Below are 12,939 nucleotides of genomic sequence, written 5' to 3'. Positions count from 1 at the left end.
TATAAGACCAAAATTTTGGTCTTTCTCCTTTCTTAAAACTTATTTTGTTAAAAATTTTTCCATCTTTTTAAAATATCTTTTATAATTTTGCTCTCAGACATTTCAGAAAAATTGTAAATGATATAATCTTTTTCTTTTCTAAACCAAGTGAGTTGTCGCTTCGCATAATTTCTACTCTCTTTTTTTATTAATTCAACAGCTTCGTCAAAACTTATTTTATTTTCAAAATACAAAAATAATTCTTTGTAACCTATCGAAGATATTTTATAAAGATTTTCCCTGTACTTATTATATACTTTTTTTGCCTCTTCGACAAGCCCATTTTTTATCATAATTTCCACTCGTAAATTGATTCTTTCATATAATTCATCACGGTTTCGAGTCAAAAAAATTTTCAAAAATTTATAATTATTATTTTTTTTATTTTTCAATCTCAACTCACTAAATTTTTCGCCAGTCAAGCGACAAACTTCTATTGCCCTAACCAATCTCAATTTATTAGATAAATCAATTTCACTCCAAGCCTTTTCATCCAAATCTTTTAAAATTTTCTGTAGTTCTTCAAGAGACTTTTTGTCAAGCTCTCTTCTAATATTTTCATTTTTTGCAGGTAAATCAGCAAATCCATCGGTCACAGACTTTATATAAAGCCCCGTTCCACCGACAAGCATAATATTTTTACTTTTAGTCCCAAAACTATTTTCTTTTTCAAATAAAATTTTATTTACTTCTTTTTCAAAATCTCCAACTGAATAATCACTGTCAGGATTGACAATATCAATCATGTAGTGTTTAATTTCCCGCATTTCAGATAAAGTTATCTTAGCTGTCCCGATATTCAGATCTTTATAAATTTGTGAAGCGTCTGCAGAAATAATTTCACTATTTATCTCTTTTGCCAACTTTATCGACAAATCTGTTTTACCAACTCCAGTAGGTCCTGCTATTACAATTCCCTTTAAAATTTTTTTCACCCCAATTTCTTTCCATTCTTTCTTTTTATCTTTTTATCTTTTTTTATTTTTTTATTTTTTTATCTTTTTATTTTTTTCTTATTTTTTAATTCCTCCACTTTTCATTTTTTAAATTACATATTCAAATTCATATCCAGCGATAAGTATTGTATCTCCTTCTTTTACACCTGCTTTTTCAAGTTCAGTTTCCATTCCCAAACTTCGCATTTTTTGTAAAAAGCTAATAATTCCTTCTTCACCGATAAACACATATTTTTTAAGCACATCATCGACAATTCGTCCATCCACTTCAAATGCATTTTCACCAGTTTGCTTAATTTCCCAATCGTCTTTTTGATTAATTTCACTTAATAAATCTTCAACTGATTCCACTTCTTCCAACGGCTCTCTAGGTATAGCTTGAATCAATTCCCAAGCTTTAGATAAAACTGGCTTTATCCCATCGTTCGCAATAACCGAAATCGGATACACGAATTCAGCTCCATTTTCTTTCACAAATTTTTCAAATTCATCATATTTTTCATCTTCATATAGCATATCAATTTTATTTGCCACAACAATTTGTTTTTTTTGTGACAATTTTTTGCTATAATTTTTTAATTCTTCATTTATTTTCAAAAAATCTTCTTTTGGATCTCTTCCATCAATTCCAGAAATATCAACAATGTGAATAATCGCTTTACATCTTTCAATATGTCGCAAAAATCTATCTCCAAGTCCCACTCCTTCATGAGCACCTTCAATCAATCCTGGCACATCAGCTATCACAAAACTTTCTTCATCTCCCATTCTGACAACTCCCAATTTAGGTTTTAGAGTTGTAAAATGATAACTTGCAACTTTTGATTTTGCTTTTGAAACTTTGTTTATAAAACTTGATTTCCCAACACTTGGATAACCTACTAAAGCTATGTCAGCTAACATTTTTAGCTCCATTTTTATTTTCAGCTCAATTCCTTCTCTTCCACTTTGAGCAATTTTTGGCGCTTTTGTTACTGAAGATTTAAAGTGAATATTTCCACGACCTCCATCTCCTCCTTTTAAAAACACCACTTTTTCATTAGGACTACTTAAATCAAGTAAAAGTCTATTTGTTTCAAAATCTCTAATCATCGTCCCAACTGGAACTTTTATGATCAAATCTTCTCCGGATTTTCCCGTTGCACGAGATGGCATTCCCTTTTGCCCATCTTGAGCCTTAAATTTTTTGCTGCTTTTAAAGTCGACCAATGTATTGATATTCGGATCTGCAAAAAAGACAATATCTCCTCCTTTTCCGCCGTCTCCACCATCAGGACCACCGAATTGGACAAACTTTTCTCGTCTAAAAGTAGCCGCTCCATCTCCTCCTTTTCCAGAAATTACTGTAATTACACTTTCATCAATAAACATCTATTTTATCATCCTTTTCTTCTATTTCTATATTTTCGCTATTTTTTTGTTATCTTTTTTATTTCTTTTCTTTATTTTCTATGCTCTTTTTTATTTACTTTAATTTTTTTATTTTTATTTTTACTTTCTTTTTATTTTTATTTTTGTTCTTGTTTTTACTGAACTATTATTTTCTTTTTTATTTTTTCTATAAACCCAAGGTTCAATATAACCCTTTCTTGAAAATAATCCCAATTTTTTTTTCATTGCATTTTTTTGATATTCTTCAAACTGTGTATCTTTTTTTGCATATTCCTGATACCACCAAGCGTTTCCTGTTTTCACCATCTCTTCATTTACATTTGTCTCATTTGCGTAAACAATTGCAACTGTTCTGCCATATCTGTCCTTATTTTTTATTTCTATGCTCAAAGTCTTCCCAGCCACTAATTTTTCCAACGCTTGTCTACTTTCAGGACCGTAATCTTGCGATTTTTCAGGAGCATCCATTCCATACATTCTAATTTTCAATATTTCGCCAACAAATTTTCCGTTGTCAACTTTTTGAATACTGATTGTATCTCCATCACTAACTTTTAAAACTTGGTATCCATCAGAAATTTCAGGATTTGCTACTTTTCTTTCTTTAGTTTTTTTATTTTTGAAAATTTCAGCATTATTTTTTTTATCGTTATTTTCAACTCTTTTTCCATTTTTATTAAACATTCCAAAGAGCATAAACATTGTAATTACAACAACTGCTGCAATTAATATTATCTGAGATTTTCCATCGTCAATTTTTTTAGCCATTTTTCTCCTATTTCTCTATTTTTCCAACGCTTGTTTAAAGTCTGCAATTAAATCATCAATATTTTCAAATCCAACTGCAATTCTAATTAACGAATGTGTGAATCCTCTGGCTTCTTTTTCTTCTTCAGGCATTTCAGCGTGAGTAATTGTGCTTGGGTGAGTTACCAATGTTTCAGCTCCACCAAGACTTGCCGCAAATAATGCAACATTTAAACTTTCAAAAAATGTCTTTACTTTTGAATCGTCTTTCAAAGTGAATGAAAATACTGCTCCGCCACCAGTTGCTTGACTTTCATGAATTTTTTTACCTTTATTTGTATCCAAAGTCGGATAATAAATTTTATCAACCGCATCGTGACTTTGAAAAAATTCAATTAATTTTTCTGTATTTTTTTGTGCAGCTTCCACTCTCAATTTAAGTGTTTTAAGACTTCTCATAAGTAACCAGCTGTCAAATGGAGAAATTAGTGCTCCTGCTGCAGTTTGTGCAAATTGAATTTTTTCTGCTAATTTTTCATCATTTGTAACTGCCACTCCCGCAAGTAAATCGTGATGTCCAGATAAAAACTTAGTTGCGCTGTGAATTACAATGTCAACTCCAAGTTCAAGCGGTCTTTGCAAATACGGTGTCATAAATGTGTTGTCAACAATTGTAATTAAATTATGTTCTTTTGCAAGTTTTACAACTTCTCTTATGTCAGTTACATCTAATAAAGGATTTGACGGTGTTTCAATAAGAATTGCTTTTGTATTTGGCTTTATCGCTTTTCTTATATTTTCCAAATCAGTTGTATCAACAAATGTAGATTCAACTCCAAATTTTGAATAAACATCGTTCAAAATTCTGTAAGTTCCACCATAAATATCTTGTCCCAAAACTATATGGTCTCCAGCTTCAAACATTGTAAAAACTGAAGTCGTTGTCGCCATTCCAGATGAAAAAGCATATCCATATTTTCCACCTTCCAAATTTGCAAGTAATTTTTCCAATTGGCTTCTAGTCGGTGCTGACACTCTTGAATATTCAAATTCCTGTGTCACTCCAAATTTTTCAACTGGAAAAGTTGAAGCAAAATTTAGATTTGTTGCCCAAAGTTCTTTCTTTTTTTCTTCTTTAATTCCATGTATTGTCTTAGTTTCAAATTTCATATTAACTCAGCTCACTTTCTTTATTTTTTTATTTTAAATTCTATATTATATTTTTTTTCTGATTTCACTTATAACAGGTTTTTTTCGCAAAATTTTCTCAAATGCAATTCTTTTAGCACCAACATCTGGCTCTCTATCCAAAAATATGACTCCACAATATTCAAATCCCTGTTTTTCTAAAATTCTTTTCATTGGTTCATTATTTTCATGTGTATCCGCCCTCAAACTAAAAATATTATTTTTTAAGCAAACATCTTGTGAAAATTCCAAAAGTTTTGTAGCAATTCCTTGATTCTTTATATCTTTATCAACCGCAATTCGATGAATTACCGTATAATCACCGCAAGTTATCCATTTTCCATCAATTTTGCTATACGGTGCCTCTTTTTCAGGCGAGAGTGCTATTGTCGCCACAATTTTATTTTTTCCATCAATTTGAATTTCTAGAACATAACTTATTCCTTTTTTTATGTCATTTTCAATCGATTTAATATTTGGATATCCGTTTTGCCACTGATTTAGCCCCATTCTTTTTAGTTCAACTTTTGCCATCTCAATAATTTCTAAAATTCTCGTGACATCTTTTAGCTCTGATTTTCTAAAATTCATTTAGTTTTTCTCCTTTCCAAAAAAACTATATTTGCCAGTCAATCTCTTTTTTCCCTAATTTTTTCAAAATTTGATTAACTTTTTTAAAATGTCCGCAGCCAAAAAATCCACGATTTGCTGACAATGGACTTGGATGAGAACTTTCCAAAATATAATGCCTACTAGAATCTATAAGTTTTTTCTTGCTTTTTGCATTATTTCCCCATAAAATAAATATAATAGGATCTTCCCTTTCATTTAAGTAACTTATCACATTGTCTGTAAAAATTTCCCAGCCAATTTTTGAATGAGAATTAGCTTTTTTTGCAACAACCGTCAAAGCTGTATTTAAAAGCAGAACCCCTTGTCTTGCCCATTTTTCCAAATAGCCGCTATTACTCATTTTGTAACCATATTCATCACTAATCTCTTTATAAATATTTTTTAGCGAAGGTGGCAGCAAAACTCCCTTTTTTACAGAAAAAGCCAGTCCATGCGCCTGATTTTCCCCATGATAAGGATCTTGCCCAAGTATTACCACTTTGCAGTCTTCGTAGCTTGTAAGTTTAAAAGCTGTAAAAATTTCTTCAGGTTTTGGATAAATTGTCTTTGTCTTGTATTCTGACACCAAAAATTTTCTCATTTTTCTGTAATAATCTTTTTTAAATTCCTTGTGATAACTAAAAATTTCATCCCAGTCATTTTCAATATTTACCATATTTTTCCTCTTTTCAGTTTTCAGTTTTTATTTTTTATTTATAATTTATTTTTATTTTTATTTTTTTTATTAATCTTTAAAATTTATAACAATTTTTTCTTTTTCCATTTTTAAATGCACAATTTCTATTTCTGCATTTTTTAATATTGTTCTCGAAGCCGCCGTTGTCTCCAAATCTTTGTGCTTATCTGAAAAATAGACAACTTTTTTTATTCCCGACTGTACAATCGCTTTTGCGCACTCATTGCACGGAAAATGCGTCACATAAATTGTGCTGCCTTTTAAAGATTTTATACTGTTTAAAATTGCATTTAATTCAGCGTGAACGACATATGGATATTTTGTATCCAAAAAATCTCCAGTTTTTTCCCAAGGCATCTCATCGTCAGAACTTCCCGCTGGAAAACCGTTATAGCCCATTCCAATTATTTTTTTGTCCTCATCAATTATACAAGCTCCCACTTGTGTCGACGGATCTTTACTTCGCATTCCTGACAAAAAGGCAACTCCCATAAAATATTCGTCCCATGAAAGGTAATCTGTTCTTTTTGACATCTTTTTTACCTCGTTTATATAATTTTTTTCTTTTTTTATCTCTCGTGTTTTTTATCTCTTTTATTTCTTTAGTATTATTTTTTTAATCAACTTTCATTTTTCTTCTCGCATCTTTAAATTGAACTTCAACAATTTCGTTTTTACTAAGCTCAATTCCTCTTTTTACAATTTTTCCATTTTTTCTCGTAATCGTATAGCCTAAATTTAAAATATCCTGAACTGAATATTTAGAAACTTTTATTTTTTTATACTGTAAATTTTTCTTTTTTCTTCCAAAATATTTTTTATTGCAAAATTTATATTTTTCTCTTTTTCAATCAAATCTTCTTTTCTATTTAAAATCTCTTTTTTCAAGTCAATTTTATTAATTTGCTGTTTTCTGTATTCTAATTTTTCTCCAGCTTTTTGCAAAATTCTCTTAAGCTCTTTTACCAAAAATTTCTCTTTTTCAATAAGTTCCATTTTTTTATCATCCAAAATATTTACAAAATTTTTTATGTAATAATTATTTTTTCTCTGCTCTAATTCTTTTTTCATAAAAATGACTCGGTTTCGTAAAATTTTAGTAATTCTATCCTTTTTATTTTCTAATTCCGCAATCAAATTTTGTTTTTCAGGAATTAGAATTTCTGCAGCCTGAGTCGGAGTCGCAGCTCGTCTATCCGCTACTAAGTCCGATAATAAATTATCAATTTCATGTCCAACCGACGAAATAATCGGAATTTCTGACTTATAAATCGCTTCTATAACAGCTTCTTCATTAAATGCCCACAAATCTTCAATACTTCCACCACCTCGCCCGACAATAAGCGCATCTACTGCAACTTTATTTTCGTCTTCAAAATTTTTAGCTCTATTAAAAAACTCAATTCCACTCACAATTTCCTGTACCGCTCCATCACCTTGAACTTTTGCTGGATAAAGAAAAATATTTACATTGGGAAATCTTTTGTGAGCTGTATTTATTATATCCCGAATTGCAGCTCCTGTCGCAGCTGTCACTACCCCAATATTCATCGGAAGTTTTGGAAATAACTTTTTCTTATCATTGTCAAAATATCCCTTTTCATAATATTTCCGCTTTAGCATTTCCATTTTTTCATAAAGCGACCCAATCGAATTAGTTCTCTCAAGAAAGTCTGCAACAATCTGATAACTCCCATTTCTTTCATAAAGAGTGACATTTCCCCTTATTTTAACTTGCTCTCCTTCTTTCAAATCCACAGGAACTCCACGGTACTTATATCTAAAAATCGCACATTTCACACTAGCTCCAGCGTCTTTTAGCGTAAAATACAAATGCCCTGAACTGTAATAAGTTATATTTGAAATTTCACCTTGAACAAAGATATTTTTAAATGTATTTGTTCCTTCCAAAAATTGCTTCACTTCAAAATTAATCTCACTTACTGAAAACACCGTCGCTTCCATATTTTTTCACCTTCTTTTATCAAATAGCTTTTAAATTTTTAAATTTTATAATAAAATTATACTTTACTTTGGTAGTAAAATCAAGATTTTTTTATTAATAAAAACAAAAATAGTGAAACTAAAAAAGTTCCACCATTTTTGAATATTTTTTATAAAAATTTTTTGTTATTTATTATTTAATATTTATATTAAACTGATTCATTCACTCTTACGCCATATTTAAAAGTTTTATTCCAGTAAACATTCTCAAGAGTAGAAATTACAACTCCTTTTGCTGTTGAAGCGTTTAGAAATAACGAATTTCCCAAATATACAGCTGTATGATTTCCTGTTCCTTCAGGTTTAAAAAATACAATATCTCCTGCTTTTAACTGGTTTCTTGAAATGTGAGCTCCAACTTGAACTTGATCAACTGTTCGTCTTGGCAGCTCAAAGCTGAATACTTCCCGATAAACTCTTCTTGTGAATGCCGAGCAATCAATCCCACTTTCAGAGTCTCCGCCCATTTCGTATTTTGTCCCTTTCCAGTGCTTATATGCCCTAAGTAATTTATTTTGTAATTCCACAACTTTTTTTTGCTTTGATGTTCCTTCACTTAATATTTTTTTCTGCTCTTTTTTTAATTCTTCCAATTTTTGCAATACCAATTGAGAATTTGGCGTATTTTGGTCAACTAGCTCCCTTTCATCAAATAATCCGTCTGATGAAAAAGAGCTATCTGTTTCAATATTTGTCGTTATATAATCTGAATGTTCTTCTCTCTCAGTGTGTCTTTTTGAAATTTTATTTTTAGTATCTTCTTTTTCATGTGTTTTTTTATTTTTTCTAGTGTCAGTTCCTTTTTTCACAGTAACTTTAATTTCATCAGTTTGGCTATTATTTGCCGTAATAGGATTTTTAGTACTTTCTTTCTCTGAATTAGTCTGTAGACCCGTGCAGCTTGCGGTAAATATCATACAAGCAGATGTAAACGCCATTTTTCTTCCCATTTTTTTTATCATTCCTTTCTTTACTTAAATAAATAATGCCAAAGATTTATTAATTCAAAATATTTTAAATCTAATTTAGAAAAGAAAAGAAGAAATAAAAGTAAACTTTAAAAAAATAGAAAAACTAAAAAAATTTATAAACTTAACTCTCTATTATCAAATTTACCGGTCCATCGCTTTCAGAAATTATTTTCATATATTCTCCAAACTCTCCTGAACCAAATTTTATACTTTTTTCTCTTAATTTTTTTAAAAATAAATCATATAGCTCTTTTGCTTTTTCTGCTTTTGCCGAATCTACAAAACTCGGTCTTCTGCCTTTTTTTGTATTTCCATAGATTGTAAAATTACTGACAGCCATAACTTCCTTTTTCAAATCTTTTATTGATAAATTTAATTTTCCACTTTCATCATTGAAAATTCTTAAGTTTATTAATTTTTCTACACAGTATTCCACATCTTCTTTTGTATCATCGGTTTTCACTCCAATAAAAGCCAGAACGCCTTCTTTTATTTCTTCCTTAAATTTGTCATTGACAAACATTTTAGCATAATTTACTCTTTGAATTATTATTTTCATTTTATATTTTCTCTTTCTTTTTGCAATTATATCACTTTTTTTTTAATTTGTATAGAACTATTTTTATATTTCTTTATAATTTTTTTAATAATATCTTTTTTCTTCCCCAATTGTCGTATCAAAGCTATGTCCTGGATAAACTTTTGTATCTTCTGGATATTGCATAAGTTTTTTTAGCGATTTTCCCATTTCAATTGGATTACTTGTTGGCAAGTCAACTCTTCCATAAGTTCCCTTGAAAAGCGTATCTCCGGTGATCATAATTTTTTCTTTTTCGCTGTAAAAACAAATGTCTCCAGAACTATGTCCTGGCGTTTCAATAATTTTAAAAATACTTTCACTTTTATTTTTTTTATTTTTTTCATATTTTTCATTTTTATCAACTATAATTCCATCAAATCCAATCACATCATTTTCTTTTAATTTTCTAATATCCAAATTTTCATCAACTTTAAATTCCAGATTTTGCCAAATACAAAGCGAAAGCTCTGGATTAAACAAAAATTCATAACCATTTTCACTCACAAAAAGCGGAACTTTTTTATATTCCATCATCGAATTGATCCCCAAAATGTGATCCCAATGTCCATGTGTCAAAAGTACAGCTTCCATTTCCAGTTCATTTTTTTCCAAAAAGTCAATAACTTTTGTCATTTTTTCTTCCCCAGGATCGACAACAAAGCATTTTTTCTCACATTTAACCACATAGCAATTGCTTCGTGCCAAATTATCGTTTACAAATCTTATTATTTCCATTTTTATCTTCCTTTCAAATTTTATTTGTTTTTAAATATTTTAAATTATTTTTATTTTTTATTTTTTGTTTTTTATCATTACATCCATTTGTGGATATGGTATTTCAATTCCTTCTTTTTCAAATTCCAGTTTTATTTTTTCATTTAATTTTAGTTTCAAATCTATATAATTTTCTGTTCTTGTATAAACATATACATAAAAAATTATTGCAAAGTCCGCTAATTCTCCAACACCAATAATCGGCTTGCGTGACGGCAAAATTAATCTGTCGTGTTCTGTAAAATTTTTTTCTTTTTCAACTTCTTCCAATTCATCAAGTTCTTCTCTTAAGTTTTCATGTGCCGACTTTTCCGCTTCTTCCATTTTCTTTTTAGAAAAAAGCGTAGAAAAAAAGTTTATTTTTATATTTTTCTTTTCTTTTGAATCCAAAACCGTACTTTGCCATTTTTTAAACAAATTCTCTTTTCTTTTATCTTCTTCGACTTTATCCATCGTTTCTTCTTTGACAATTCTAATAATAACTTCTTTAACTTTTTGAATATCGCTGTTATAAGACACTCCCACAGTCAAATCTAACCGTCTTTCTCCATCTTCCCTTATGTTTCTAATTTCTGTATTAGTTATAATTCCATTTGGAATAATTACAAGTTCATTTTGTGGATTTATAATTTTTGTGTAAAATAATTCAATTCTTTTTACAGTTCCAATATAATTATTATATTCTATTGTATCTCCCACACGAAATGGCTTAAAAGTAAGAATAATAATTCCGCCGCAAAAATTTCCCAATGTTTCTTTAAAAGCAATCCCAAATACAATCCCAGCCGCTCCCAAGAATGTCGTAATCGAAGTCGTATTAATTCCCAAAATTCCAATTGAAATGTAAATTAATATGAAATAATAGACAACCGAATAAAGTGAAATCAAAAAAGATGCAATACTTTTATCCATATTCGATTTTTCAAATATTAAATTTAATATTTTTTCAATTCTTCCTTTAAATATTTTTGCAATTTTAAACATAATATAAATAATAAATAATTTAAAAATATTTGTCTTTAAAAATTTAATTATATTGTCAAGTTCCAAAAATTTTTGTAATGCAGTTAATTTCATTTTTTTTCTCCTATTTTTATTTTATTTTAAAATTATAAAAAAATAGAAATATTTTTTTCTATTTCTATTTCTTTTTATTTCTTTCTCTTTCTTTCGCTTTCTATTTTTATTTAAGACAAGAAAACAAAAAACCTTGATAATGTTTTTAAACATTAAATCTAAAGAACATAACATCCCCATCTTGCACAATATACTCTTTCCCTTCAAGCCGCATCGCACCTTTCTCTTTTGCTCCATTCCATCCATTTAATTCAATAAATTTATCAAATGAAACAACTTCTGCCCGAATAAATCCTTTTTCAATATCCGTATGAATTTCACTAGCTGATTTTTGTGCATTTGTTCCTTGCTTAATTGTCCAAGCTCTGACTTCCTTCACTCCAGCCGTAAAATATGTAATTAATCCCAATAATTTAAATCCAGCACGAATTAATCTATTTAAACTTGGTTCTTTAATTCCAAGTTCATCAATAAACATTTGTCTTTCCTCTTCATCTTCAATTTCAATTAGTTCTGCTTCCACTTTTGCCGAAAAAGTCACAACTTCGCTGTCATACTGTTTTGCAAATTCCCTAACTTTTTTTACATAGTCATTCTCAGTCCCGCTTGTCAAGTCATCTTCAGAAATATTTGCCGCAAACATCATTGGTTTTACTGTCAAAAATTGATAAACTTTTATTAATTCTTCTTCTCTTTGAGTAAATTCTAAAGTTTTTAACAATTTAAATTCTTCCAAATGTGCCTTACATCTTTCAAGAACTGCAAGTAATTCCTTTCCTTCAGCGTTTCCGCCACGAGCCAGTTTCTGATTTTTCTGAATTGCTCTTTCGACAATTTCCAAATCAGCAAAAATAAGTTCCGCATTGATTGTTTCAATATCTCTAATCGGATCAACGCTTCCTTCCACATGAATAATGTTGTCATCATCAAAACATCTCACAACTTGGCAAATTGCAGCCGTGTTTCTAATATTTGACAAAAACTGATTACCAAGCCCTTCCCCTTTAGAAGCACCTTTTACAAGCCCTGCAATATCCACAAATTCAACTGTCGCTCCAACTGTTCTCTCTGGATTAATAATTTTTTCCAATTCTTTTAACCGTGGATCTGGTACACTCACAAGCCCTACATTTGGCTCAATTGTTGCAAACGGATAATTAGCCGCCTCCGCATTCTGTGTTTTTGTTATCGCATTAAACAATGTTGATTTTCCTACATTTGGTAATCCTACAATTCCTATTCCTATCATTCTTTTTATATTTCCTTTCTTAAAATAAATTTACTAAATTTAATTAAATTTAATAAATAAATTAAAATAAATAACTTTTTTATTTTTTATAATTTATCAAAATAATCTTATATTTTTGCAAATATATTTGCTATTTTCCATTTTTCTTTGTCAGTTGTCTTATTCAAAAAATAGTCAATATCATAAATTGGAATAACTGGTGTTCCAAAATAACTATATTCTTCGCCGAACATTTTTTTCATATCTACTTTTTGATCTTTTATAAGAGCCTTTGTCGGTTTTTCCCCAACTGAAATTATATATTTAGGATTCACTAGAGCAATCTGCGTATCCAAAAAGTTTCTACACATCTCGATATCTTTTTCTTCAATGATATTATCCGTTTTATAGCATTTTGTAAGAGTTGTAAAATAACATCTGTCTATATTTAAATTTGAATATTCAAAAAATTTTTTTAATAACTTTCCATTTTCATCTTCAAGCAAAAGTCTTTTTTCCGCTTCTTTTCTATTTATTTCGTCCAGCAAAAAAAATATTTCAGCTTCTTGATTTCCTTGTCCAACAATTCGAATATTTCCATATTTTTTCCCCAGTTTACATCTCTCACAAATGTCTACTTCAACTTCCAAATTTTCCCACATATTTTTTTCCTT

At 29.4% G+C, this 12,939-nt stretch carries 14 protein-coding genes; all 14 read right to left on the bottom strand.

Going from position 1 to position 12,939, the window contains the following annotated elements; translation table 11 throughout:
* Positions 1–47: 47 nt before the first annotated feature.
* The 14 genes from miaA to J5A73_RS03570 all read right to left on the bottom strand — a co-directional run bounded on the left by miaA (position 48) and on the right by J5A73_RS03570 (position 12,927).
* Positions 48–965, bottom strand: coding sequence for a tRNA (adenosine(37)-N6)-dimethylallyltransferase MiaA (gene miaA / locus J5A73_RS03635; protein WP_211617276.1), 918 nt, complete (start codon positions 963–965; stop codon positions 48–50).
* A gap of 117 nt (positions 966–1,082) precedes the next feature.
* Positions 1,083–2,366 (bottom strand): GTPase ObgE, encoded by a 1,284-nt coding sequence (gene obgE / locus J5A73_RS03630; protein ID WP_211616714.1) that lies wholly within the window; start codon positions 2,364–2,366, stop codon positions 1,083–1,085.
* A 120-nt stretch (positions 2,367–2,486) separates the two neighbouring features.
* Positions 2,487–3,155: a thermonuclease family protein gene (locus J5A73_RS03625; protein WP_211616712.1), complete on the bottom strand. Its 669-nt coding sequence runs from the start codon at positions 3,153–3,155 to the stop codon at positions 2,487–2,489.
* A gap of 15 nt (positions 3,156–3,170) precedes the next feature.
* Entirely contained in the window at positions 3,171–4,304 is a 1,134-nt protein-coding gene (locus tag J5A73_RS03620; RefSeq protein ID WP_211616710.1) for a PLP-dependent aspartate aminotransferase family protein, read from the bottom strand.
* 45 nt (positions 4,305–4,349) lie between these two features.
* The gene (locus J5A73_RS03615) at positions 4,350–4,913 is read right to left on the bottom strand and encodes a GNAT family N-acetyltransferase (RefSeq protein ID WP_211616708.1); all 564 of its coding nucleotides are present in this window, start codon (positions 4,911–4,913) and stop codon (positions 4,350–4,352) included.
* 25 nt (positions 4,914–4,938) lie between these two features.
* On the bottom strand, positions 4,939–5,610 hold the full coding sequence (locus J5A73_RS03610; protein ID WP_211616706.1) for a uracil-DNA glycosylase: 672 nt from the start codon (positions 5,608–5,610) through the stop codon (positions 4,939–4,941).
* A 69-nt stretch (positions 5,611–5,679) separates the two neighbouring features.
* Positions 5,680–6,165, bottom strand: coding sequence for a dCMP deaminase family protein (locus tag J5A73_RS03605; protein ID WP_211616704.1), 486 nt, complete (start codon positions 6,163–6,165; stop codon positions 5,680–5,682).
* 237 nt (positions 6,166–6,402) lie between these two features.
* Positions 6,403–7,596, bottom strand: coding sequence for an exodeoxyribonuclease VII large subunit (gene xseA, locus J5A73_RS03600; protein WP_249069378.1), 1,194 nt, complete (start codon positions 7,594–7,596; stop codon positions 6,403–6,405).
* A 188-nt stretch (positions 7,597–7,784) separates the two neighbouring features.
* The gene (locus J5A73_RS03595; protein WP_211616702.1) at positions 7,785–8,585 is read right to left on the bottom strand and encodes an NlpC/P60 family protein; all 801 of its coding nucleotides are present in this window, start codon (positions 8,583–8,585) and stop codon (positions 7,785–7,787) included.
* A 142-nt stretch (positions 8,586–8,727) separates the two neighbouring features.
* Complete coding sequence (gene dtd, locus J5A73_RS03590) at positions 8,728–9,165, bottom strand: D-aminoacyl-tRNA deacylase (protein WP_211616700.1); 438 nt, start codon at positions 9,163–9,165, stop codon at positions 8,728–8,730.
* Between the two features lie 84 nt (positions 9,166–9,249).
* Complete coding sequence (locus tag J5A73_RS03585) at positions 9,250–9,921, bottom strand: MBL fold metallo-hydrolase (RefSeq protein WP_211616698.1); 672 nt, start codon at positions 9,919–9,921, stop codon at positions 9,250–9,252.
* Positions 9,922–9,978: 57 nt separating this feature from the next.
* Positions 9,979–11,037 (bottom strand): mechanosensitive ion channel family protein, encoded by a 1,059-nt coding sequence (locus tag J5A73_RS03580; protein WP_211616696.1) that lies wholly within the window; start codon positions 11,035–11,037, stop codon positions 9,979–9,981.
* A gap of 145 nt (positions 11,038–11,182) precedes the next feature.
* Positions 11,183–12,286 (bottom strand): redox-regulated ATPase YchF, encoded by a 1,104-nt coding sequence (ychF, locus tag J5A73_RS03575; protein WP_211616694.1) that lies wholly within the window; start codon positions 12,284–12,286, stop codon positions 11,183–11,185.
* Positions 12,287–12,393: 107 nt separating this feature from the next.
* Complete coding sequence (locus tag J5A73_RS03570; RefSeq protein WP_211616692.1) at positions 12,394–12,927, bottom strand: uracil-DNA glycosylase family protein; 534 nt, start codon at positions 12,925–12,927, stop codon at positions 12,394–12,396.
* Between the last annotated feature and the right edge of the window lie 12 nt (positions 12,928–12,939).

It is taken from the genome of Leptotrichia sp. oral taxon 218, from assembly GCF_018128225.1.
In the GTDB taxonomy this organism is placed as follows: Bacteria; Fusobacteriota; Fusobacteriia; order Fusobacteriales; family Leptotrichiaceae; genus Leptotrichia.
Note: the sequence above shows the minus strand (reverse complement) of the source record. Positions and strands in the feature narration are given on the sequence as shown.

Coding starts and splice junctions, on each gene's coding strand:
- J5A73_RS03610 (WP_211616706.1), bottom strand. CDS start 5,610: ATGGTAAATATTGAAAATGACTGGGATGAAATTTTTAGTTATCACAAG.
- dtd (WP_211616700.1), bottom strand. CDS start 9,165: ATGAAAATAATAATTCAAAGAGTAAATTATGCTAAAATGTTTGTCAAT.
- J5A73_RS03570 (WP_211616692.1), bottom strand. CDS start 12,927: ATGTGGGAAAATTTGGAAGTTGAAGTAGACATTTGTGAGAGATGTAAA.
- J5A73_RS03625 (WP_211616712.1), bottom strand. CDS start 3,155: ATGGCTAAAAAAATTGACGATGGAAAATCTCAGATAATATTAATTGCA.
- J5A73_RS03615 (WP_211616708.1), bottom strand. CDS start 4,913: ATGAATTTTAGAAAATCAGAGCTAAAAGATGTCACGAGAATTTTAGAA.
- obgE (WP_211616714.1), bottom strand. CDS start 2,366: ATGTTTATTGATGAAAGTGTAATTACAGTAATTTCTGGAAAAGGAGGA.
- J5A73_RS03605 (WP_211616704.1), bottom strand. CDS start 6,165: ATGTCAAAAAGAACAGATTACCTTTCATGGGACGAATATTTTATGGGA.
- J5A73_RS03620 (WP_211616710.1), bottom strand. CDS start 4,304: ATGAAATTTGAAACTAAGACAATACATGGAATTAAAGAAGAAAAAAAG.
- xseA (WP_249069378.1), bottom strand. CDS start 7,596: ATGGAAGCGACGGTGTTTTCAGTAAGTGAGATTAATTTTGAAGTGAAG.
- ychF (WP_211616694.1), bottom strand. CDS start 12,286: ATGATAGGAATAGGAATTGTAGGATTACCAAATGTAGGAAAATCAACA.
- J5A73_RS03585 (WP_211616698.1), bottom strand. CDS start 9,921: ATGGAAATAATAAGATTTGTAAACGATAATTTGGCACGAAGCAATTGC.
- J5A73_RS03580 (WP_211616696.1), bottom strand. CDS start 11,037: ATGAAATTAACTGCATTACAAAAATTTTTGGAACTTGACAATATAATT.
- J5A73_RS03595 (WP_211616702.1), bottom strand. CDS start 8,585: ATGGGAAGAAAAATGGCGTTTACATCTGCTTGTATGATATTTACCGCA.